Source organism: Pseudomonas sp. BTN1, assembly GCF_001907715.1.
Classification (GTDB): domain Bacteria; phylum Pseudomonadota; class Gammaproteobacteria; order Pseudomonadales; family Pseudomonadaceae; genus Aquipseudomonas; species Aquipseudomonas paracarnis.
On sequence record NZ_MPBM01000029.1, the window covers coordinates 1 to 23,522 of the forward strand.

Here is a 23,522-nt window from a genome sequence, read left to right on the forward strand (position 1 = left end):
GAGCTGGATGCACTGCTCAAGCTGGGCAAAGACACGCTGGCCAAGGGGTTGCTGGTACTCAGTGATGAGCCGCTGTTGTTTATCTACCTGTCGGCGCTGGTGGCCTGGGTACGCATGCTGCCGCCACCCGACATGTACGAACTGCTGGGTGAAATCACCGGCGAAGTCTTGATCAATCTGCTGCTGATCTGGGCCACGCGGGGTATTGGAGTACAGCTGCGCCTGGGTGCTCAGGTGCTTAGTGGCGTCAAGTCCGGGCGGGCGCGGGCGTTGTTGGAGTTGCTGGCCGAGCAGGTGACGGGGCCTCGGCTGGAAACCCATGTGGAGGCCGCCAAGCCGGTGTTGCTGAGCAGTGCGGCGACGCCGATTAAGACGGTGCCGGCTGTGCCGTTGAAGGCGGGCGATACGCTGGTTTCGAACCCGGTGCCAATGGTGCGCGGCAAGACCCAGCGCACGACGTTGGTCCGTCATGAGCCTGTCGATGATGTGCCGGCCATGGCTTCAAATCCGAAGGGGGACGCGGCGGCGCCAGCGGACAAGACCGTTACCCACGGTTGCCCGGTGTCGATGGTCACTGGCGAGGAATTGCTGACCCTCACCGATGGCGTGCTGGATGGGATCTTGCCGTTTGAGTGGACGCGGCTGTACCGCACCAGTGCGGTGGACATTGATTGTGGGTTGGGGTTTGGCTGGAGTCATGCGCTGGCTCATCGGCTGGTGGTGTCGGGCGATTTGGTGGTGTGGACTGACCATGAGAACCGCTCGACTACCCTGCCCTTGCCCACCGACTCTCGGCCCGCGATCACCAATAGCCTGGCTGAAGCGGCGATCTACTTGGGTTCGGCTCCTGATGAGTTGGTGCTGGCCCAGGCGTCGCGTTTCTATCACTTTCGCGACGGTGTGCTGGTCTCGATCAGCGACGCGTATGACAACCGCCTGCGCCTTTGCCGGGATCGTTCAGGGCGGATTGAGCGGCTGGATAACGGCGCCGGTCGTTCGTTGCTGCTGCGTTATGAGTTGGGTCGCATCGTCGCGGTGGACTATCAGGTGCATCGCGCCAAAGGGCGTGAGCCCTACGTGTGGGAGACCGAGCAGAACCTTGTTTCCTACGCCTATGACGAACACGGACGACTGGTCTGCGCGACCAATGCTGTCGGGGAAAGCGAGCGTTATCGCTACGACGATCAGCACGTCATTCTTGAGCGCCAACTGGCCGGTGGCGCGAGTTTCTTCTGGGAATGGGAACGCGCGGGCAAGGCGGCGCGCTGCGTCCGGCATTGGGCAAGTTTTTCGCAGATGGACACGTGTTACGCCTGGGGGGATGACGGGCGCGTCACCGTGCATAACGCCGATGGTAGCCAGGAAGTCTATGTCCATGACGACCGGGCGCGCTTGGTGCAGCGCATCGATCCGGATGGCGCTCAGCATTACAAATCCTACGATGCCAAGGGCCGGCTGACCGTCGAGCAAGACCCGATGGGCGCGGTGACGGCCTATCAATATGACGACGCCGGACGCTTGGTGGCGCTGTTTCCGGGGGATGATGAGCCGACTTCCTACGAACATGACAACGGTTTTGTTCGGGTTGTCAGGCGTGGGGAGGCGGTCTGGAAATATGAGCGCAATGTTCAGGGCGATGTCATCCGCAAGATTGACCCGGATGGCAATTCGACTGACTACAGCTATGACAAACATGGGCAATTAGTTGCGGTTTGGTATCCCGACAGCAGTTGCCATCGGCTGGTGTGGAACGAGCGTGGGCAGTTGCTTGAAGAGCAATTGCCCAATGGTGGGCTCAAGCGCTATCGCTATGACGATTTAGGGCGACAGATTGCCCGTGAAGATGAGCATGGCGCGCAGACCGTTTATGAATGGGACAGCGTCGGTAGGTTGATTCGCCTCGTCTTGCCAGGCGGCGCCACACGAGAATTCAGCTACAACCCCTACGGCAAAATCATCGCCGAACGCGACGAACTCGGCCACGTCACCCGCTACGAATACGCCAATGGCCTGCACCTGATCAGCCGCCGTATCAACGCCGACGGCACCCAGGTCAAATACCGCTACGACAACGTTCGATTACTGCTGACCGAAATCGAAAACGAAGTCGGCGAAACCTACCAGCTCGACTACCACCCCAATGGCCTGATCCAACAGGAAACCGGCTTCGACGGCCAACGCACCGCCTACGTCTACGACCTCAACGGCAACCTGCTGGAGAAAACCGAATACGGCGACGATGGCAGTCAGCTAATCACCCGTTACGAGCGCGACCACGCCGGACGCCTCGTAAGAAAAACCCTCCCCGATAACAGCATTATCGATTATGCCTACGACCGCCAAGGCAACCTCCAGAGCGCCGAAGACGGTCACTGGGCGCTGGCCTACGAGTACGACCGCCAAAACCGCCTCACCGCCGAACACCAAGGCTGGGGCACCCTGCGCTACCGCTACGACGCCTGCGGCCAGCTTCAACACCTGTGCCTGCCAGACAACAACCGCGTCACTTTCAACCACGACAAAGGCGGCCACCTCGCCACCGTCGAACTCAACGGTGAAGTGCTCACCTCACATCTGTTCAAGAACGGCCGCGAACATCAGCGCCAGCAAGGCCCACTGCTCAGCCACTACCACTACGACGACCAACACCGCCTGCACGCCCACGCGGTAACGCAGCAACAAAACCACCTCTACCAGCGCCAATACGACTACGACAAAGCCGGCAACCTCGCCCGCCTGCTCGACACCCGCAAAGGCGAACACCTTTACCACTACGACCCCCTCGCCCGCCTGACCCGCGCCGACCACTCCCAAGACGTGCAGGAACGCTTCGGCCACAACCCGGCCGGCAACCTGCTGATGCAAGACCGCCCCGGCCCGGACATCGTCGCGGCCAACCGCCTGATGATCCAGGGCGACCGCCATTACGACTACGACGCCTTCGGCAACCTCATCCGCGAACGACGCGGCAAGGGCCAGCAACTTGTCACTGAGTACCGCTACGACTGCCAGCATCGATTAATCAGCATCACAAAGCCGAACGGCGAAACCGCCAGCTATCGCTATGACCCATTTGGACGCCGCATCAGCAAAACCGTGGACGACAAAACCACCGAGTTTTTCTGGCAAGGCGACAAGCTAATTGCCGAACACCATGCAGAACGCCATCGCAGCTACCTCTACGAATCCGGCAGCTTCCGCCCACTGGCACTGTTGGACGGTTTCGGCCCAAAAGAAACCAAGCCCTACCACTACCAACTCGACCACCTCGGCACCCCGCAGGAACTGACCAACCCCGAGGGCGAAATCGTCTGGTCCGCCCACTACCGCGCCTTCGGCCAGATCGCCCGGCTCGACGTGGGCAACATCGAAAACCCGCTGCGGTTTCAAGGGCAGTATTTCGATGCGGAAAGCGGACTGCACTACAATCGCCATCGCTACTACAATCCGGATGTTGGTCGCTATCTGACGCCGGACCCGGTGAAGTTGGCGGGTGGGATCAATGGCTACCAGTACGTGCCCAATCCGACAGGGTGGGTAGACCCGCTAGGCTTGAATTCATGCCCAGGCGATGATGGGTGTAAAAAGCAAACGAGTGCTGACGATCCATCCTACAAATCGAGCGTGGATGATGGACAGCCTTCAGCTCCTCTTGTTCACGGAGTAGACGCAACCTTCTTAAATAGAACACACAGCATTGAAGGGAAGCGGTCAACCAAGCGTGTGGAAGAAATTGCTCGCAGTATGCGAAACGACGGATACGATAAAAATACGCCAATAGACGTTTTTGAGTATAACGAGCAACGCTATATTGTTGATGGGCACCACCGAGCTGCCGCTGCAAGACAAACAAAGACGCCAGTCACCATAAAACTAATCCAGAATATAGGTGACCATAACAGCTCGTTCAACAGCACCCAGGACGTAATAGACGCTTCAAATGCAGTAGGACTGGATAGACTGGAAAGGCCTAGACGATGAGAGCTCAGACGCTAGAACATTTGATCACAGAATACTTGGAGCAAGTAAAAAAGGCTACCGACTTACTTGAGCAAGTGTTTGGAACCAAAAATATCATTGGTCTGTGGCGATCCAAAAAAATCCCGCAGCGTGGGACGGTCGCTGCAAATGTCACCTACGAGCTGCACGGTATTGGTTGCAGTGTTTACTTATCTGAAATATGTGTCGACTTTGATTACGGCCCGGACGATAGGGTCGACGGTTTCGACTCGTGGAGGCTGTATATGTACGCATGCGAAACACCCTGCAAGTACAAAAAATATACAGATAAACAAGCCTTGGAACGTGAGTTCAATGCGTACCTAAAAAAGGGCAAAGCCAAGAAAATCGAAGGGTCCACATCTAATTTGTACTTCATACAGTCTTGATGCCGTTCAGGTAAATCTCCTTACCCTAGACACTCTGAATATCGAATATGGGATGGGACTTGACCTCGATAACTGTGAACCAGCCAATGCATGTGCAAACTGACCCAACAACATCGGAGGTAAGCCTTGGTGCCGATCAGTCAAGCGAACGCAATACTCAAAGCAACGAAGATCAAAAGTGGGAGCTGGCTTGCCTGCGAAAGCGGTAGTGCAGTAACAGAGGCAGTGACTGACACACCGCCTTCGCGGGCAAGCCCGCTCCCACAGGGGATCTGCGCTTAACAGACTGGAATCCTTCCCACATTCACACCCACGGCGCTACTCTTTCCCACCGATGGTTTGGATGAGGCTTTTCGCAGAACGGGTATACCCAGGTCCGAATACAGCGTATCGAAATGGGGCAAAGACCAATATGGCAAATCATTTCCAACAGAATGGCGAGTACAAACCGGTCCCAATAGAGGAGCGGAAGTGAATATTGACGATCCTATGCTCGTGCCAAGTAAAGAAGGCCCGAAATCACCTCATATTGGCTATCAAACACCTGGAAAGAGAGGCGACGGAGGAGCCAAAAGAGGCCATATACTGCTCCAACTGGTTCCTGTCAGCCGGTCCAGAATAGGTGTCCCCTGATGAGTTACTTGGAAGACGAAATAGACGAAGCCTCTAATGCGCTGAACCTCGACGCTGGAAAGCTTGATTCGAGCGAACTCAACTTGTTGATAAGCTCTCTGACGAGAAAATTCTTCAAAGCGCAGAGCAATGTGCTTGATCCCATCGAACTGAACGAGAAAAGCACCGAACACAACCCTGACTTTTGGAAGGAGATGCCGCATCGCATTAGCGGGAATGGCCTGGTTCTGCTGGTATTTGACTCAGCGTATAGCGCCTGGAGAATGGAAAACGCTCGAGTGCTAGCCTCTGTGTTAGCCGAAACCACCGGATATCCGTTTTGGATAACCGATAAAGAGCTGACGTTCTTGGTACATATGGATGATCATGACTGTGTCATTTGGGCATGAGGGTCACTCCGCCTAAATTGCAGCCTATGACCCCCATAGCCAGCCCCAATTCGCCACCCTGCCCACCTCAACCTAAACTCTGTTCAAGTTGTTTCAACGGACAGAGGATTCACCACCATGGGCAAACGTCACCCCAATCTCCCCGCCTGGCAATGGCGTCAGTACCCACAGAACCATCAGCACCCAACCAACCTGGCGTTGCACCTGATTGCCGTGCCGCTGTTTATCGTCGGTTTCCTACTGATCGTGTCGGGCGTGTTCAGCCTGAGCCTGGCCAGCTTCGCGGTCGGTGTGATTGGCATTGTCGCGGGCCTGGCGTTGCAGCGTCACGGCCATAGCCTGGAAGCCCAGGCCAGTGAGCCGTTCAGTGATCGCAAAGATGCGGTGCAGCGCCTGGTGGTCGAGCAGTTCGTGACCTTCCCGCGCTTTGTGCTCAGCGGTGGCTGGTGGCGCGCCTGGCGGCAGCGGCACCACCACTGACCGGCGGGTTCAGGCGAACACCACCACGGTCTGGCGGCTGAGGGCGATCAACTCGCCGGTCGGGCTCCACAACGCAGCGGCCGCGTGGCCATAGCCGTCGCGGGCGTGTTCGATGTTGACGTGGTACTGGCACCAGTCGAGCGTAGTCAGGTCTTGCAACGGCTGGATGAACTCGATGGTCCAGGTCAGGGTGCTGCCCGGCGCGGGCTTTTTCAGGTGTGGCAGCAACGCCGGTGGCCAGGCGTCGACCAGGGCGAGGATATGCGCCTCGGTCAGTGGCTCCTCTTTCACATCCCCCCGCAACCGTACCCAGCCGCCCATGTCGCGGGATTTATTGCCGGTAAACGGCAGGCCACCGACACTCCAGCGCATTGCCAAATGACGCATGAATTCGGGGGTAACGCCCTTGATATAGGGCAGTTCCTGGCACTCATCCCAATGTTTGAATACCGGTGGCGGCTCACTTGCCACGTCAATTTCGGAGGGGCGAGAGGCGCCAAAACTGGCCTGGACCAGGGTCGCCACTTCACCGTTCTGCACCACGCGCCCCAGCAACTGGCTGACCGCCTTGCCTTCGCGCAGCACTTCGACTTGATAGCTGGCAGGTACATCCGGCGCTACCGGGCCGACAAAGGTGATGGCCAGCGAGCGCAGCGGTCGGTCAGCCGGCACCTGGGCGCGCAGCGCCTCGTATTGCAAGGCGGCGACCAAGCCGCCAAAGGTGGCCCGGCCCTGGGCCCATTCGGCAGGGATGGTGACATCCAGCGGATTGCTACGGGCAGCGTCGAGCAAATCACTAAAGCGCATGGCGACCTCACATCAAGAAAATCCTGGAGGAATCTTAACCATCGAATTGCACAGGCACAGCGCCTATTCCGGCCAAAAACCGGACCGGTTTAAAAACACTCGGCGCTGAGTGTGTCCAACACGCGGTCGGCCTTGCCTTGCGCCTTGAGCATGGTGCGCTGCCACACTGCTACGCAGGGTTGCAGGTCTGGCTCATGGCCGGCCTGGGCCAGCCACTGCCAACAGTCATGCCAGTTACCCAGCGCACTCTGGGCTTTCTTCAAGTGCGACAGGGCCTTGGTGGGTAATTTGTCCAGCTCGGGATACGCCTCGGCGGCATAGCGCACACGTTTGATCAGCAACCTTAGCCGGTGGCGGTCATGATCGGGGTCCTTCAAGGCGCCATCGAGTGCCTGCCATTGCTTGGCCAGGCGTTTCTGGATACGCGGGCGCAAGCCCTTGAGCAGTTTCTGGTGCTGGGATGCGCGGATAAACCGTGGGAACGCATCCAGGATCAGCAGCAAGTGCGCCAGTTCCGGGCTTTGCGCCACCTGGCGATAAGCCTCGGGCTGCAGACGCAGGCGTCGATCAGCCGCGTCGTGATAACCGTGCTGATGCAAATACGCCGCCAGCACCTCTCGGTCGCGTAGCGGCGTAGTCAGTTGGCCAACCGTGCTGGCGGCCAATTCAAGCTGTTCGACACCGGGCAGCCCGCGCAAAGGGCGCAACAGGCTGCGCAGGCGTCGCACAGTGGTGCGCAAATCATGCAAGGCTTCATCGTCAGTGACGGCGGCGAGGCGAGCCTGGCAGCTCAGTAACCCTACTTCCAGGCCAATGACCTGAGCGACTAACTGATTGACCAACGCTGACATCCTGCCCTCACTTTCCGATGAAAAATCCTGCCCGCTGCGGGGTCATCGCCCGGCGCGAGACTCACGAATGTAGAACCGCGCTTTCTCGGCCTTGTTGGAGCAGCCCTCGAACGCTTCAAACTGCTGCTGAGTCTTGGCGCCAGTCAACAGCGACAACGCCTTGGAGTAGCTGACAGTGCCGGCAAAACCTTCGGCCTTGGCCAGGTCCAGTTCTTTCCAGGCGGCGTCCAATTGCGAGCCACAGCTGTCGCGATACGCGGTTTTCCCGGCACAACCAGCCAAGGCCAGCACGATCACAGGCACACAGATCCAGGCTTTCATTGATGACACCTCAAATATACAAATTCAGTCGTAGCCTGTAGACGTTGCCTACAGGGAAAAGTGCCTTGTCCTTAGCCTGAAATCGGTAGTACCTATTGCCAGAGCATACCCGAGCCTGATCGCCAGCCTGGAAAAATCTTGCGCGCTGTCAGCAAGGATTGAAGCAGGCCCCTTGATGGGTGCATTGTGGGCCCCTGTTTTGCGAAGGATCTGGCCATGAAGAAACGTGTTGCCTTAGTGCTGGGCTCCGGTGGTGCCAGGGGCTACGCCCATATCGGGGTGATCGAGGAAATCGAACGACGCGGCTATGACATCGCCTGTATCGCCGGCTGCTCCATGGGCGCCGTGGTGGGTGGGATCTACGCTGCCGGCAAGCTCGACGAGTACCGCAACTGGATCGAAAGCCTGGACTACCTCGACGTCTTGCGCCTGGTGGACGTGAGCTTTCGCCTGGGAGCGATTCGCGGTGAGAAGGTGTTCGGGCAAATCCGCAAGATCGTCGGCGATATCAATATCGAGGAGCTGCGCATCCCCTACACCGCCGTCGCCACCGACCTCACCAACCAACAGGAGATCTGGTTCCAGGAAGGCTGCCTGCACCAGGCCATGCGCGCCTCGGCGGCCATCCCCAGCCTGTTCACCCCGGTGATGCAAGGCAACCGCATGCTGGTGGACGGCGGCCTGCTCAACCCGCTGCCCATCGTGCCGGTGGTGTCGAGCCACTGTGACTTGATCATTGCGGTCAACCTCAACGCCACCAACCAGAAGCATTATCAATTGCCGGTGATCCAGCGCCCGCCAGCGTTCAAGAGCCGCTTCAACAGCCTGGCCAAGTCACTGGGTTCGCACCTGCCGTTTCGCCGCAAACAGGCCGAGCAGTTGATGAAACTGGAACAAGAAGCCTTGCAGGCCCAGGCCGCCGAAATCAACCCGTGGCTGGAGTCTGCCGAACCCGAAGCCCAGCAACCTGCCGCGGCGCCGGAGAAAGCCGGCGCACCGAAGTCGGCGACCGGCTCGTTCATCATCGACAACGTCGGGCCTGCATCGCTGCTGGACCTGATCAACCAGAGTTTCGAGGTGATGCAAACCTCCTTGGCGCAATACAAGATCGCTGGGTATCCGCCCGATGTGCTGATCAACGTGCCAAAGCGGGTGTGCCGGTTTTTCGAGTTCTATAAAGCGCCGGAGTTGATCGCTTTGGGGCGGGAGATTGCCAGTGATACGTTGGATCGGTATGAAAGCGAACAGAGTTGAGCGTGTGGGTGTTGCAGATGGCCTCATCGCGGGCAAGCCCGGCTCCCACGGGGGCATGTATTTCAACTGTGGGAGCTGGCTTGCCTGCGATGGCGCCAGCGCAGGCACCACAGATTCAGGCACCTAGCAACCGATACCCCACCCCCGCCTCAGTCACGATAAACCGTGGCCGGGTCGGGTCATCCGCCAGCTTCTGGCGCAGGTGCCCCACCACGATCCGCAGGTAGTGGCTGTCCTCGGTATGGGTTGGCCCCCAGATGTCCTTGAGCAATTGCTGTTGGGTAATCACCCGCCCAGGGTGGCGTGCCAACTGCGCCAGCACTGCGTATTCCTTGCGGGTCAGCGCCACTTCAGCTCCGTCGAGCAGCACGCGACGATAGGCCAGGTCGACCGTCAACGGGCCAAAATTCAAGGCGGCTTCCTGGGCCTCTCCGGCCGGTGCCTGGCGCAACAGTGCACGCACACGGGCAAGAAACTCCTGGATGCCGAACGGTTTGGTCACGTAGTCATTGGCGCCACCGTCGAGGGCCTCGACCTTCTGACCTTCGCTGGCCCGCACCGACAGCACCAGCACCGGCACCGTGGACCATTCGCGAAACTCGCGCAGCACCTGCTGACCGTCCATGTCGGGCAGGCCCAGGTCGAGCACCAGCAAATCCGGTTTGCTCAAGGCCGCCTGGGCCAGGCCTTCGTTGCCGGTGCCAGCTTCGATGACCTTATAGCCTTGGGAAGCCAGGCTGATGCGCAGAAATTTGCGGATCTGCGGTTCGTCATCAATGACAAGAATCGTCGCGGTCTGGCTCATGGTGTCTCATCAAAACCCATTAAAAAATCACCCCCCTGTAGGAGCGAGCTTGCTCGCGAAAAACCTCTAGGCACCGCGTGCATTCAGGACGTCATCATTATCGTTAACGACCTTCGCGAGCAAGCTCGCTCCTACAGGTTGTGTTCCAGGACAGGTGGTGTCGGCAACGGCAGAAACAAAGTGATGCAGGTGCCCCGCCCGTCAATGCCATCGGCCACGCTGATATGCCCGCCGTGCGCGCCGACCATGCCCTGGCAGATCGCCAAGCCGAGGCCGGTGCCCTGTCCGCCTCGATCACCACGGGCAGCGGTGTAGAACATGTCGAAAATCTTCGCCCGCTCCTCCTCGGGAATCCCCGGTCCTTCATCCGCCACGGCAAAAAACAACTGCTCATCCTGCACCCCAGCGCGCAACTGCAAGCGGCCCTGGGGGGGCGAAAACCGTGCGGCGTTTTCCAACACGTTGACCAAGGCCTGCTCAATCAACGCCGCATGCACATACAACAAAGGCAGCTCCGGCGGCACATCGGTGTTCACCTGCAACGGCGCCAGCACGGCGCGCAGTCGCCCAAGGGCACTGCCGACAATATCGCCGGGCGACACCCAATCGCGTGCCAGTTTCAGCGCACCATGACCCAGGCGTGTCATGTCCAGCAGGTTCTGGATATAGCGGTCCAGGCGCTCGGCTTCATCACGGGTGCCTTCGAGCAATTCGCGGCGATCCTCCAGCGGGATGGCTTCACCCAGGGCCAGCAGGCTGTCGATGCTGCCGCGCATGGACGTCAATGGCGTGCGCAAATCGTGAGACACCGACGCGAGCAAAGCGCTGCGCAGTTGTTCGGTTTCGCCGTGCAGGCGCGCCGATTCCAGCTCCTGCCCCAGTTGTGCCCGCGCCAGCGCCTGGGCCAGCGGTTGGCTCAACGCGGTGAGTAAACGTCGACGTTGCCCGCTCAATTCCAGGCCAGGCTTGGCACTGACACCCAGCAACCCCAAGGGCCCCTCTTCACCCGACAACGGCCACCACCACCAACGCCCAAACGGCAAGGTGCCGGTGCCCATGCCGGCCGGCTGGTCATGCTGCCAGGCCCAATCAGCGGCCGCGCGTTCGGCTTCGGTGAGGGTCAACGGGCCACCGGTCTCGACCTTCCAGCCGCCCTGCCCGTCGCGATTGACCAGGCACAGGTCGAGGTCGTTCCAACCTTGCAGATGGTGGGCGGCGGCACTGATAACAGCTTGGCGGTCGGTGGCAGCGGTGAGCTTGCGCGACAGGTCGAGCAGCTCGCTGGTTTCTTCCTGGGTATCGCGCAACGCCTGCAACTGGCGGCGCTGGCGTGCGGCGAGGTTGCCGGTCAACGCTGCCATCAACAGGAAGAACAACAGGGTCAGCACGTCTTCTTCGCGCTGGATGGCGAAGGAAAAATTCGGCGGAATAAACAGAAAATCGTAAGTCAAAAACGACAGTGCCGCACACACCAGGGACGGCCCCAGGCTGCTGCGCACCGCCACCAGCAGCACGGCGGCGAGAAATACCAAAGAGATGTTCGGCAGCGCCAACGCACTGGACACGGCCCAGGCCACTGCGGCAGCGACAAAGGTGGCCACCACCGCCAGGGCGTAATCGAACCACACCAACCCGCGTACCTCCGGCAGACGTGGCGGTGCAGGCATGTCATCGCTGTCGAGGACGTTGATTTCCAAGCCGCGGGCATTGCGCAACAGGCGTGCCGCCAAGCCGCCACCGAACAGGCGCCGCCGCCAGCGCATCCGTGACTGCCCCACCAGCACTAAACTGGCACGGCGTTCAACGGCGTGCTGGATCAGGGTCTTGGCCACTTCCCCAGCGCGCAGCAACACCACTTCCCCGCCCAGCCGCTCTGCCAGTTGCTGAGCGTTTTGCAGGCGCAGGCGCGATTGCTCATCCCGAGCACGGCCGTTGTCGATGTGCACCAGGCTCCAGGGCAAATGCCGACGCTGGGCCACGCGGCTGGCATGGCGCACCAGTCGTTCGGCTTGCGCATCGCCATCCACACCGACCAACAGGCGCCCACGCACTGCCGGCGCGGCCTGGCCGAGTTGGCGGTAGCCCTGGGCCAAGTCATCGTCGACGTGGGCGGCGGCGGTTTGCATGGCCAGTTCGCGCAGGGCCATGAGGTTGGTCTGGGTGAAAAACGCATCGATGGCCGCACGCGCCTGTTCGGGCACATACACCTTGCCGTCACGCAGGCGCTCGAGCAGCTCGCGAGACGGCAGGTCGATCAGCAACAGTTCGTCGGCCTCTTGCAGCACCCAGTCCGGCAGGGTTTCGCGCACTTGCACGCCGGTGATACCACGCACTTGGTCGTTGAGACTTTCCAGATGCTGGACGTTGACCGTGGTGAACACGTTGATGCCGGCGGCGAGCAGTTCCTGGATGTCTTGCCAGCGTTTTTCATGACGGCTGCCGGGGGCGTTGCTGTGGGCCAGTTCATCCACCAGCACCAGCTTTGGCTTGGCGGCGAGTAGGCCGTCGAGGTCCATTTCTTCGAGCATCACGCCACGGTATTCGCTGCGCAACAGCGGTTGTTGCGGCAGGCCGCTGAGCAAGGCTTCGGTCTCGGCGCGGCCGTGGGTTTCGACCACCCCAGCGATCAGGCGCACGCCCTGGCGCAGTTGGGTATGGGCCGCCTGGAGCATGGCGTAGGTCTTACCCACACCGGGCGCGGCGCCGAGGAAGACTTTAAGCCGGCCACGGCCGTCCCGGGGCAGATCGGCTAACAGGGCATCGGCGCGGCCGGCGTCGCTCATGCTCGGGGGTTCCTTCAGGTATTGATGGAGAGTCTTCAAGGCCGCCATCGCGGGCAAGCCCGGCTCACACAGTGGAATGCATTCCAAATGTGGGAGCCGGGCTTGCCCGCGATGGCGGTCGCAAGGCTTACAACGTTTCCAAAGCCATGTTCAGGGCCAGGACATTTACGACGGGCGGGCCAACCAACGGGCTTTCGATGTGCTCATCCAGCAACCGCTGCAAGGTCGACACCGGCACATTTCGCGCCGCCGCTACTCGCGCCAGTTGATAGGCAATCGCCTGCGGTGGCAAGTGCGGATCAAGGCCGCTGCCGGAGGTGGTCAGCGAGGCCAGTGGCACTGGGCCCTGGCCCGGTACTGACTGCTTGCTGGCCTCTTCGACTATGCGAGTGGCCAAGGCCGGATTGCTCGGGCCCAGGTTACTGGCACTGCTGGACACGGTGGCAAAAGCACCGGCTGACGGGCGTGGGTGAAACCAGCGGTCACCAGTGAAGTCCTGGGCGATCAGGCTGGAGCCACGCACCTTGCCGCTGGCGTCGCGCACCAGGCTGCCATTGGCTTGATCGGGGAAGGCCACTTGGGCCACGCCGGTGACTACCAGCGGGTAGGCCACGCCGGTGATCAGGGTCATGAGTACCAGCAAGCTCAGGGCTGGGCGGATGATGTTGGACATTTCAGACTCCTCAATTCAGTGGTGCGGTGGGACGCGGAGCGTCCGGGGCGGCGGCGTTCCCACGCGGAGCGTGGGAACAATCAGCGGAGCGTGGGAACGATCAGGTCAGACCAGGTGCAGCGCGGTCAGCAACATGTCGATGGCCTTGATGCCCACGAACGGCACCAATAATCCGCCCAGCCCGTAGATCAGCAGATTGCGCCGCAACAACGCCGCCGCACTCGCCGCCTGCACGCGCACACCGCGCAGGGCCAATGGGATCAGCACCACGATAATCAGCGCGTTGAACACGATGGCCGAGAGGATCGCGCTCTGTGGGCTCTGCAAGTGCATGATGTTGAGCACGCCCAGTTGCGGGTAGATCGAGGCGAACAGCGCCGGCAGGATCGCGAAGTACTTGGCCACGTCGTTGGCGATGGAAAAGGTCGTCAGCGCGCCACGGGTCACCAGCAGTTCCTTGCCGATCTGCACCACGTCCAGCAGCTTGGTCGGGTCGCTGTCGAGGTCGACCATGTTGGCGGCTTCGCGAGCGGCCTGGGTGCCGTCGTTCATCGCCATGCCGACGTCAGCCTGGGCCAGCGCAGGGGCATCGTTGGCGCCATCGCCACACATAGCAACCAGGCGTCCATCGTTCTGCTCATGGCGAATACGCGCGAGTTTCTTCTCTGGCGTGGCTTCGGCCAGCACATCGTCCACCCCCGCTTCAGCGGCAATCGCGGCGGCGGTCAGCGGGTTGTCGCCTGTGACCATCACGGTACGAATCCCCAGCTTGCGCAACTCGGCAAACCGTTCGCGGATACCGGGCTTGACCACGTCCTTGAGATGGATCGCCCCCAGCAACTTGCCATCGGCGCACACCAGCAAGGGCGTGCCGCCGCTCTGGGCGATCTTGTCGATTTCCCGCGACAGCGCAGGCAGCAGGTCGCTGCGTTGCTGGCCGATAAACGCCAGCAGCGAGTCCACCGCGCCTTTACGGAACACACGGCCCTGATAGTCGACACCGGACAAACGGGTCTCGGCGCTGAAGGGCACGGCGGTCAACGCCTCCAGGCTCGGCTCGGCCTGGGGGTGCAAGGCGCGCAGGTATTCAACGATGGACTTGCCTTCCGCCGTGTCATCCGCCAGGGACGCCAGCAGCGCGCCTTCGGCCAATTCGCGGCCACTGACGCCAGGCGCGGACACCACGGCCGAGCAACGACGGTTACCAAAGGTGATGGTGCCGGTCTTGTCTAGCAGCAACACATGCACATCCCCCGCCGCTTCCACCGCGCGGCCAGACTTGGCGATCACGTTGAGACGCACCAGGCGGTCCATGCCGGCAATCCCGATGGCCGACAACAAGCCGCCAATGGTGGTGGGAATCAGCGTCACCAGCAGTGCGACCAGGAACACCAGCGGCAAGCTGCCATTGGCAAAGTGGGCGAACGGCTGCAGGGTCACCACCACCAGCAGAAAGATCAGGGTCAGGCCGATCAGCAGAATATCCAGCGCAACTTCGTTGGGGGTTTTCTGGCGTTTGGCGCCTTCCACCAGCGCGATCATACGGTCCAGGGTGGACTCGCCCGGGTTGGCGGTGATGCGGATGAGCAGCCAGTCCGACACCAGCCGCGTGTTGCCGGTGACGGCCGAACGGTCGCCGCCAGACTCGCGGATCACCGGGGCGGATTCGCCGGTAATCGCCGCTTCGTTGACCGCCGCAATCCCTTCGACGACCTCGCCGTCACCGGGGATCATTTCCCCGGCGGCAACACGTACCACATCGCCCTTGCGCAGGCTGGTGGCCGGCACCACCTTGAAGCTGCCATCGGATTCCTGGCGTCGGGCGCTCAAGCCTTCGCTGCCCGCCTTGAGGCTGTCGGCGCGGGCCTTGCCGCGGCCTTCGGCCAGGGCTTCGGCGAAGTTGGCGAACAGCACGGTGAACCACAGCCACACCGCGATTTGCACCGCAACAAAGGTGGGCACGGTGGTATCGGGCACGAAGCACAATACGGTGGTGAGGATGGCGGTCAGCTCCACCACCAGCATCACTGGCGAGCGTTGCAGTTGGCGTGGGTCGAGCTTGACGAACGCCTGGACCAGCGCCGGGCGCCAGAGAGCCGAGATGGCGGTTTTGGCAGGCTCCTGGGGTTTGACCGGGGCCGCGTTTTTTGCAGGCATATTCATTTTCATATCCCTTAACTAGAAGCCCATGCTCAAGTGTTCAGCGATGGGACCCAACGCCAGCGTCGGCAGGAAAGTCAGGCCGCCCACCAGCAAAATGGTCACGGTCAACAGGGTCACAAACAGCGCGCCATGGGTTGGGAAGCTGTTCTGGCCAATCGGTGCGGCTTTCTTCATCGCCAGGCTGCCGGCCAGGGCCAGTACCGGGAGGATGTAGCCGAATCGGCCGATCAACATGCCCAGGCCCAGCATCAGGTTATGGAACGGGGTGTTAGCGCCGAGGCCAGCAAACGCCGAACCGTTGTTGGCACTGGCCGAGGTGTAGGCGTACAGCAATTGACTGAAGCCGTGGGGGCCTGGGTTACTGATGGCGCCTGCCGGGCCCGGGAGGCTGGCAGCGATAGAACTCAGCACCAGCACACCAACCGGCATCACCAGCAGGGTCACCACCAACAATTGCACTTCCCTGGCCTGGAGTTTCTTGCCCAGGTATTCCGGGGTGCGGCCGATCATCAAGCCGGCAAGGAACACCGCGATCAACACGTTAAGCAACATGCCGTACATACCGGCACCGACACCGCCGAAGATCACTTCGCCGACCATCATGTTGACCAGCGCCACCATCCCACTCAGCGGGCTGAGGCTGTCTTGCATACCATTGACCGAGCCGTTGGACGCCGCGGTAGTGGTCACCGACCACAGCACGGTACCGGTGGTGCCGAAGCGTGTTTCCTTGCCCTCCAGCGGGGCGGTTTGCTCTACGGCCGGGTTGTTCAGGGTTGGGTTGGGCTGGTATTCGGACCACAGCGACGTCGCGCCGCCGATCAAGAACAGCGCCAGCATGCACGCGAGGATCGCCCTGCTCTGACGCAGATCCTTGACGTAGTGGCCGAAGGTAAACACCAGTGCCACCGGAATCAGAATGATCGAGGCCACTTCAAACAGGTTGGCCCAGGCGGTCGGGTCTTCGAACGGATGCGCCGAGTTCACGCCGAAGAAGCCACCGCCGTTGGTGCCCAATTGCTTGATCGCAATCTGGCTGGCGGCCGGGCCCAAGGGAATCACTTGGTCCACGCCCTGCAGCGTGACGGCATCAACATAGTGGGCGAAGGTTTGCGGCACGCCCTGCCATACCAGAAACAGTGCGAGCACCAGGCACAACGGGAGCAGGCCGTAGAGGGTGGCGCGGGTCATGTCGACCCAGAAGTTACCCAGGGTCTGGGCAGATTTGCGCCCGATCCCACGGCAAAGTGCGACCAGCACGGCCAGGCCGGTCGCGGCGCTGACGAAGTTCTGCACCGTGAGGCCGGCCATCTGACTTAGATAACTTAGGGACGCCTCACCGCTGTAGTTCTGCCAGTTGGTATTGGTCATGAAACTGACGGCGGTATTAAACGCCAAGGTCCATTCCTGGCCCGGCAGGTTTTGCGGGTTCAGCGGGAGGGAGCCTTGAAATAACAGAATAGAGAACAGCAGCAGGAAGCCGGCGAGGTTGAATGCGAGCAAGGCCAGCATGTACTTCTGCCAGCTTTGTTCCTGCTGTGCGTCCACACCCGACAGGCGATAACAGGCGCTTTCCACCGGCCCCAGCACCGGGCTGAGCCAGGTGCGCTGGCCCTCCATCACCTTGTAGTAGAACCGCCCCAGGAACGGAGCCGGCACCAGTACCACGGCAAAGAAGGCGATGATCAGCCAATAGTCATAACTGTGCATAGCCGCTCCTAGTTCCGATCCGCGCGTAACAGCGCAACCAGCAGATAAATGAACAGCGCCACGGCCAATAGCAGTGACACCCCGTCCAGAACACTCATGGAAGTCTCCCCGTCTTGCGGCGATTGCCGCGTGTGGGGGCATTGTCCGCAGGAGGGGTGTAAAGGAACGAGAGCGAGGTGGTGGGTGGGGCGTAAAGATGGCGTAAAGAGTGGGTTTACGCGGGGTTTACAGCGGGATTTGCAGTGGCTGGGAGGGCCTCTTCGCGGGCAAGCCAGGCTCCCACATTCGACTGCGTTCTTTCAGTTAACACTCGGTCAAGTGTGGGAGCGGGCTTGCCCGCGAAAGCGCCCGCCAAGTCACCACCGCACTTATGTGGTGCAACTCATGCCACATTCAAACGCCAAACCGTCCCCCCGGCGACATAGGCACTGCTTTACGACATAGTTCTGAGGCTTGGCATAACCACTGCAACACCTTGAATCATTCCAAACGGTTCAGGGAGCACCCCACAATGAACACACAACTCAAACCCACCTTGGGCACCCTGCACCTATGGGGCATCGCCGTCGGGCTGGTGATCTCCGGCGAATATTTCGGCTGGAGCTATGGCTGGGGCGTCGCCGGGACCTTAGGGTTTCTGGTGACATCATTAATGGTCGCCGCGATGTACACCTGCTTTATCTTCAGCTTCACCGAACTGACCACTGCGATTCCCCACGCAGGAGGCCCCTTTGCCTACAGCCGTCGCGCCTTCGGTGAGAAAGGCGGCTTGATTGCCGGCTTGGCCACCTTGATCGAATTCGTCTTCGCCCCGCCCGCGATTGCCCTGGCCATTGGCGCGTACCTGAACGTGCAATTCCCGGCACTCGACCCCAAGCACGCGGCCGTCGGTGCTTATATCGTGTTCATGGGCCTGAATATCCTCGGGGTGAAACTTGCCGCCACCTTTGAGTTGGTGGTCTGCGTGCTGGCCGTCGCCGAACTGCTGGTATTCATGGGCGTAGTCGCCCCGGCGTTCAGCTTCAGCAATTTTGCACTCAATGGCTGGGCCGGTTCCGACACCTTCAGTGCCCCGGCGATTGCCGGTATGTTTGCCGCCATCCCCTTCGCGATCTGGTTCTTCCTCGCCATCGAAGGCGCGGCCATGGCCGCCGAAGAAGCCAAGGACCCCAAGCGCACCATTCCGAAGGCCTACATCAGCGGCATCCTCACCCTGGTGATCCTGGCCATGGGCGTGATGTTCTTCGCCGGCGGCGTAGGCGACTGGCGCACCTTGTCGAACATCAACGACCCACTGCCCCAGGCGATGAAAACCGTGGTGGGCGACAGCTCCGGCTGGCTGCACATGCTGGTATGGATTGGCCTGTTCGGCCTGGTGGCAAGCTTCCACGGCATCATTCTCGGCTACTCGCGCCAGTTCTTCGCCCTGGCCCGCGCCGGTTACCTGCCGTCTTCCCTGGCCAAACTCTCACGTTTCCAGACACCGCACCGGGCCATCCTCGCCGGCGGCGTGGTGGGTATCGCCGCCATCTACAGCGACGGCCTGATCAACCTGGGCGGCATGACCCTGACCGCCGCGATGATCACCATGGCGGTGTTCGGTGCCATCGTCATGTACATCATGAGCATGCTCAGCCTGTTCAAACTGCGTAAGACCGAACCACTACTGGAACGCACCTTCCGCGCGCCGGGCTACCCCATCGTGCCAGGCATTGCATTAGTACTGGCCGTGGTGTGCCTGGTAGCGATGGCCTGGTTCAATGCCTTGATCGGACTGATCTTCCTGGGCTTTATGGCGGTGGGTTTCATCTACTTCCAGATGACCGCACAAGACCGCGTCGATGCGCCGGCGGATGCAATGTTGACCGGACAATAGCGCCTATGAGGCAGAACGGGCCTACACTGAACTACTCAGAAAGCCCGTCACTCAAAGCAGTGATTACCGTGGGAAAATTCTCCCACGACCCTCTGCCTCAAGGAGCGTCTTATGCCGTGGTATGCATGGTTGATTATGGTAGTAGCGATCGGGTCGATCGTCGGTGGCCTGATGATGCTGCGTGACAGCGCCAACAAGGTGGAACTCACCGACGAACAACGCAAACGCGTAGCCGAGCGCAATGCGCAGGCAGATGCCAAGGATGCGCAGGATCGCTAAATCTTGCGTTACTCCCAATCCGCCTTGGCAATATGCAAGCCGTGCTGCCCCTTGTAGGCAGCACGTTCCGGTTGGCTCCAGTCATTGAGCAACTCATCCTCCAACCGGTAGATCTCCACCCCCAACGGACGGCACACCGTCAGCGGATCCTGCGCATCCGGCCCCCACATCGGTAGCGACAAATCCCCGCCAGGGCACGTCGACAACGCACAGAGCAGATCAATCTCGGCAAAAAACTCCAGGTAATCGCCCTTCTTCGCCGGACAGGCTTTCATGAAGTACATGTCATCCTGATTGAGCCCGGCGCACTGGAAAATATTCAACACGTCATGCACATCGAACTCCGTCAGCCCATGGGGCAATACCGCACGCGTCAGGTTCGAGTGGCAATGGTGATGAAAGTCCTCCCCGGTCAACATACGGTTCACATAGGGGTCGCATCGCGTGCCCAACAAATCGTGCAAACGCCCACCGTGCTCATCAATGCCGTAGCTGGCCAGGCTGTCATCGGTGATCGTGACCAAGGGCCGTAGAAAAGGCAGGTTCGACCACAACCGATCATGGGTGCTGACATGGGCGCCTTGAAGCTGCCGGGTGCGCGCGGCCCACAAACGTTCGCGTGGGTCGTTAGCGTTCCAGACATTGAAATCCCCCACCTGCGGGCCCACCGGCGTGGTCACACGAAACACATGCCCCGCCGGCACCTTCCACGCCCTCCCCGTGCGGATCGGCACCTCGAACTGTTCGATCAACGTGCGCTGGGTTTTCTGATCACGAATACGCTCATAGAACGCCGTATCCACCTGCAACGCCGAACCTTTGCTGACCTGGTACGCGGCGGGATAGTTTTTGTACATGGGGCACTCCTCCATCAAGGTTGATCAAACAAAGCGAGAGAAAGGTGTTCCGAGTCATCCAGGTACAGACTCATCGCCTCGCTGGCGGCCTGGGTTTGGTTGCGGGTTAGCAGTGTGTATATCTCATGGTCACGCTCCAGCCAGGGTGATTGGAAACGTTGCTCGTCAGGCGCGGCGCAGAACGCCAGGCGCAACTGGGCAATCACCTGGGCGAAGAACTCGTCGAACAACGGGCTGCCCATCAACGCGACGATCTGTTGGTGAAACATCAGACTGTGGGTGGCCACGGCTCGCCAATCTTCGCGCTCCCGGGCCAGGGTGGTGGCGTCGATGGCGTTTTGCATACGGCCTGATTGAGCGTCCGTCAGCGGGCCGCATTGGGCTATGGCCTGCAATTCCAGGGTGCGGCGGACGACGAAAAGGTCGCGCACTTCTGCTCGCTCCAAGCGCCGAACCATGACGCCCTTGTTGCGGACATAGCGAGTCAGGCCCTCCTGGCCGAGACGATGCAGCGCCTCGCGAATCGTATTGCGTGATGCGTTGTAGGCCTTGACCAGATCGACCTCGATCAACGGCATGCCTGGTAACAGCCGGCCGCCTATGATGTCGGCGCGCAGTTCCAGGGCGATCTGGTCGGCTAAAGATAAAGTGAGTGGCATTGTTACCTCGGGATTGTTGAACAATCACTGAGGAAGAGGTAACCACGTTTCGTGCCAATGCTGCGTCAGTGAGGAAATCGCAAGGTCGGTTAGTTAAAGGAAAGGCCGGTGTATGACCGGCCCTCCGCGCTGTTTTCAGATCCTCAATTAATAACCAGCCTGTCGCGATTCTTTTCCAGCAATGCCTTGCCGATGCCTTTCACTTCCAGTAACTCATCCACCGCCGTGAACGGGCCGTTGCTCTCGCGATAGGCGATGATTGCCTTCGCCTTGGAAGCACCAATGCCGAACAGATCGCGGCGCAGGGTTTCGGCGTCGGCAGCGTTGAGGTTGACCTTGGTGGATTGCTCGGTCTTGGTCATTTGGGTGGAGATCGGGGTTGGGGGTTCTGGCTTGATAGACGGCGCGGCGGTGGTGGCGACGGAGAGGCTGGTGAGGAAGGCGAAAATTAGGGAGGAAATGTAGAGGTTTTGCATTGGTGACGCTCCATGACATCGGTGAGGGAAAAGCAGCTTTTCCGAAGCTGCTTTTCTACGTTAGGCGATGGTTGGAGAGTGTCAAAAATGGATGAGTAACAGGGTATTATTCACGGTTCCAGGCGGCGTTGTTGGTAGATCCAGTCAACGATTTCGCCGTCGGGGGCATACCCACTTACCGTCTCGCGTAAAAGCTGACGAACACGATCGTAATCGTCCTGTTCTACAGCCGCGAGTAACTCGGTCAGCTTATCCTTGAGCACATCCCAAGCCAGACAGTCTTCGTTGGCACTCATGATCATGGGGTGCTGGGTGGCAACGACGTTATCACCTATCAGCAACTCCTCGTAAAGTTTTTCCCCTGGGCGCAGGCCAGAGAACTCGATAGCAATATCACCGTGGGGATTCTTGTCAGAGCGAACACTTAAGCCAGAGAGATGAATCATCTTTTCGGCTAGCTCGACAATTTTCACCGGCTCCCCCATATCCAACACGAACACATCCCCCCCAAGGCCCATAGAACCCGCCTGGATCACCAATTGTGCCGCTTCGGGGATAGTCATGAAGTAACGAGTGATCTTGGGATGAGTTACCGTCAGAGGCCCCCCAGATTTGATTTGCTTATGAAAAAGCGGAATCACCGATCCAGATGAACCCAGTACATTTCCGAAGCGAACCATAGTGAAGCGGGTCTTGTTGACACGGGAAACATTCGACTTATCGCCGAACAATATAGGAGCCAATTCACGGCTGAGGGCTTGGAGAGTCAACTCTGCAAGACGTTTAGTGCTCCCCATAACATTAGTTGGGCGCACAGCCTTGTCAGTAGAGATCAGGACGAAGTTAGCAACACCCGCCTGCAGCGCTGCTTGCGCCGTATTTAGAGTACCGATGACGTTATTCAACACGCCCTCTGCAATGTTGTGCTCGACCATCGGTACGTGCTTATAAGCTGCTGCGTGATAGACAGTGTCCACACCCCATGTATTCATGACATCCAGTAACTTATTCTGGTTGCGTACTGATCCAAGGATAGGCAGCAACCTGACCGGCAACGACTCACGGATGATGCGTTGTTCAAGCTCAGACAAAATGCTGTAGAGGTTAAATTCACTGTGTTCGAATAACAGTAACGTAGTAGGACGTAGTGCAAGAATCTGACGACATAGCTCAGAGCCTATAGAGCCACCAGCACCAGTCACCAAAACGCTTTGCCCTTTAATGCAGTGCTCCAACAGTTCCCCTTGTGCGGGCACTGAATCACGTCCCAGCAAATCAGCGATATCAACTTCCTGGATGTCATCCACTTTCACACGACCGCTGGCGAGATCCATGAAGCCCGGAACACTGCGTACATGCAGCGGATAGCCTTCAAGAAAACCAAGGATTTCACGTCGCCTACCGCGATTAGAGGACGGTATTGCAAGCAGAATTTCCTGGGCGCCAGTGGCATCAATCATTCGCTGAATATGACGAGGTTTGTACACCTGCAGTCCTGAAATCACTCGATCTGAAATGCTGTCATCATCATCTATGAACGCTACGGGACGCATGACACGCCCCATACGCAGGGCCGCTACTAACTGATTACCGGCAGCGCCGGCGCCATAGATTGCAACACGCGGCAAGCCGTCTTCACGGTTGGTAAACGGTACATGCTGGGCTGCAGCAAACCAATCCCCCAAAAAGTACTGACGCATAGCCAACCGCAGGCCACCAACCATGATCAAGCTCAGCCACCAATAGTTGAAGATGATTGAGCGCGGCACCACGTTTTGATGATTGCTATACCAATAGACCACCACCCCCAGAATCACGGATGAAAGGCTTACCGCCTTGATGATTGCGATCAGCGCGTCATTACCAAAATAGCGCATGACCGCCCGGTACATGCCGAAGCGGATGAAAAGCGGTATGGCGACGATTGGTGCGCTCAGGAACAACCAGCGATGCAGTGCTATAGGGTTGATCATGTCATCCACCCCTAAGCGAACGAGGAACGCCATCCACAGTGCAAACCACACAAGAAGAACGTCCGCAACAACCTGCAGGATGCGCTTGCGGCGACGGGGTAGGCCCAGCAAATATGATCGTATTGTATTCATGAACCCTTTAAAC

Annotated in this window: 21 protein-coding genes; 8 read left to right on the forward strand and 13 right to left on the reverse strand. The window is 59.6% G+C overall.

Annotated elements, in window-relative coordinates:
- From BMH52_RS15210 to BMH52_RS15230, 5 genes are all read left to right on the forward strand, one after another.
- Positions 1 to 3,981: RHS repeat-associated core domain-containing protein (locus BMH52_RS15210; RefSeq protein ID WP_073844176.1), on the forward strand; the 3,981-nt coding region annotated here is incomplete at its 5' end.
- Entirely contained in the window at positions 3,978 to 4,388 is a 411-nt protein-coding gene (locus BMH52_RS15215; RefSeq protein ID WP_019821405.1) for a hypothetical protein, read from the forward strand. The genes BMH52_RS15210 and BMH52_RS15215, both read left to right, overlap by 4 nt.
- Before the next feature lie 291 nt (positions 4,389 to 4,679).
- On the forward strand, positions 4,680 to 5,021 hold the full coding sequence (locus BMH52_RS29990) for a polymorphic toxin type 47 domain-containing protein (protein ID WP_073844178.1): 342 nt from the start codon (positions 4,680 to 4,682) through the stop codon (positions 5,019 to 5,021).
- The gene (locus BMH52_RS15225; protein ID WP_073844180.1) at positions 5,021 to 5,410 is read left to right on the forward strand and encodes a hypothetical protein; all 390 of its coding nucleotides are present in this window, start codon (positions 5,021 to 5,023) and stop codon (positions 5,408 to 5,410) included. Before BMH52_RS29990 ends, BMH52_RS15225 begins: the two co-directional genes overlap by 1 nt.
- Before the next feature lie 117 nt (positions 5,411 to 5,527).
- Positions 5,528 to 5,890, forward strand: coding sequence for an Mpo1-like protein (locus BMH52_RS15230; protein ID WP_003189844.1), 363 nt, complete (start codon positions 5,528 to 5,530; stop codon positions 5,888 to 5,890).
- 9 nt (positions 5,891 to 5,899) lie between these two features.
- On the opposite strand, the gene BMH52_RS15235 is transcribed toward BMH52_RS15230, so the two are convergent.
- The 3 genes from BMH52_RS15235 to BMH52_RS15245 form a co-directional block, all read right to left on the reverse strand.
- Positions 5,900 to 6,697: an acyl-CoA thioesterase II gene (locus BMH52_RS15235; RefSeq protein WP_003189843.1), complete on the reverse strand. Its 798-nt coding sequence runs from the start codon at positions 6,695 to 6,697 to the stop codon at positions 5,900 to 5,902.
- 89 nt (positions 6,698 to 6,786) lie between these two features.
- On the reverse strand, positions 6,787 to 7,548 hold the full coding sequence (locus tag BMH52_RS15240) for a CHAD domain-containing protein (protein WP_073454505.1): 762 nt from the start codon (positions 7,546 to 7,548) through the stop codon (positions 6,787 to 6,789).
- Positions 7,549 to 7,590: 42 nt separating this feature from the next.
- Complete coding sequence (locus BMH52_RS15245) at positions 7,591 to 7,869, reverse strand: hypothetical protein (protein WP_003189839.1); 279 nt, start codon at positions 7,867 to 7,869, stop codon at positions 7,591 to 7,593.
- A gap of 216 nt (positions 7,870 to 8,085) precedes the next feature.
- On the opposite strand from BMH52_RS15245, the gene BMH52_RS15250 reads away from it, so the two are divergent.
- Positions 8,086 to 9,123 (forward strand): patatin-like phospholipase family protein, encoded by a 1,038-nt coding sequence (locus BMH52_RS15250; RefSeq protein ID WP_003189836.1) that lies wholly within the window; start codon positions 8,086 to 8,088, stop codon positions 9,121 to 9,123.
- 115 nt (positions 9,124 to 9,238) lie between these two features.
- Here BMH52_RS15250 and BMH52_RS15255 read toward each other — a convergent pair whose 3' ends face one another.
- The 6 genes from BMH52_RS15255 to kdpF form a co-directional block, all read right to left on the reverse strand.
- Entirely contained in the window at positions 9,239 to 9,928 is a 690-nt protein-coding gene (locus tag BMH52_RS15255) for a response regulator (protein ID WP_019821397.1), read from the reverse strand.
- 131 nt (positions 9,929 to 10,059) lie between these two features.
- Positions 10,060 to 12,711: a sensor histidine kinase KdpD gene (locus BMH52_RS15260; RefSeq protein ID WP_073844182.1), complete on the reverse strand. Its 2,652-nt coding sequence runs from the start codon at positions 12,709 to 12,711 to the stop codon at positions 10,060 to 10,062.
- A 127-nt stretch (positions 12,712 to 12,838) separates the two neighbouring features.
- Positions 12,839 to 13,384 (reverse strand): potassium-transporting ATPase subunit KdpC, encoded by a 546-nt coding sequence (kdpC, locus tag BMH52_RS15265; RefSeq protein WP_073844184.1) that lies wholly within the window; start codon positions 13,382 to 13,384, stop codon positions 12,839 to 12,841.
- A 105-nt stretch (positions 13,385 to 13,489) separates the two neighbouring features.
- Positions 13,490 to 15,547: a potassium-transporting ATPase subunit KdpB gene (gene kdpB / locus BMH52_RS15270; protein WP_177345090.1), complete on the reverse strand. Its 2,058-nt coding sequence runs from the start codon at positions 15,545 to 15,547 to the stop codon at positions 13,490 to 13,492.
- Between the two features lie 15 nt (positions 15,548 to 15,562).
- Positions 15,563 to 17,257, reverse strand: coding sequence for a potassium-transporting ATPase subunit KdpA (gene kdpA, locus BMH52_RS15275; protein WP_073844189.1), 1,695 nt, complete (start codon positions 17,255 to 17,257; stop codon positions 15,563 to 15,565).
- 8 nt (positions 17,258 to 17,265) lie between these two features.
- Entirely contained in the window at positions 17,266 to 17,355 is a 90-nt protein-coding gene (kdpF, locus tag BMH52_RS15280) for a K(+)-transporting ATPase subunit F (protein ID WP_003218754.1), read from the reverse strand.
- Positions 17,356 to 17,768: 413 nt separating this feature from the next.
- Here kdpF and eat point away from each other — a divergent pair, with 413 nt between their 5' ends.
- Both eat and BMH52_RS15290 read left to right on the forward strand, forming a co-directional pair.
- On the forward strand, positions 17,769 to 19,133 hold the full coding sequence (gene eat, locus BMH52_RS15285) for an ethanolamine permease (RefSeq protein WP_073844191.1): 1,365 nt from the start codon (positions 17,769 to 17,771) through the stop codon (positions 19,131 to 19,133).
- 111 nt (positions 19,134 to 19,244) lie between these two features.
- Positions 19,245 to 19,412 carry a DUF2897 family protein gene (locus BMH52_RS15290; protein ID WP_003172675.1) on the forward strand — a complete coding sequence of 56 codons (168 nt, stop codon included), beginning with the start codon at positions 19,245 to 19,247 and terminating at the stop codon, positions 19,410 to 19,412.
- 8 nt (positions 19,413 to 19,420) lie between these two features.
- On the opposite strand, the gene BMH52_RS15295 is transcribed toward BMH52_RS15290, so the two are convergent.
- The 4 genes from BMH52_RS15295 to BMH52_RS15310 all read right to left on the reverse strand — a co-directional run bounded on the left by BMH52_RS15295 (position 19,421) and on the right by BMH52_RS15310 (position 23,509).
- Positions 19,421 to 20,269: a DUF1989 domain-containing protein gene (locus tag BMH52_RS15295; RefSeq protein WP_073844193.1), complete on the reverse strand. Its 849-nt coding sequence runs from the start codon at positions 20,267 to 20,269 to the stop codon at positions 19,421 to 19,423.
- A 14-nt stretch (positions 20,270 to 20,283) separates the two neighbouring features.
- A complete protein-coding gene (locus tag BMH52_RS15300; RefSeq protein ID WP_073454510.1) occupies positions 20,284 to 20,928 on the reverse strand; it encodes a GntR family transcriptional regulator in 645 nt (214 codons plus the stop codon).
- Between the two features lie 143 nt (positions 20,929 to 21,071).
- The gene (locus BMH52_RS15305) at positions 21,072 to 21,404 is read right to left on the reverse strand and encodes a ComEA family DNA-binding protein (RefSeq protein ID WP_073844195.1); all 333 of its coding nucleotides are present in this window, start codon (positions 21,402 to 21,404) and stop codon (positions 21,072 to 21,074) included.
- Between the two features lie 110 nt (positions 21,405 to 21,514).
- Positions 21,515 to 23,509 (reverse strand): nucleoside-diphosphate sugar epimerase/dehydratase, encoded by a 1,995-nt coding sequence (locus BMH52_RS15310; protein ID WP_057710918.1) that lies wholly within the window; start codon positions 23,507 to 23,509, stop codon positions 21,515 to 21,517.
- Positions 23,510 to 23,522 lie beyond the last annotated feature (13 nt).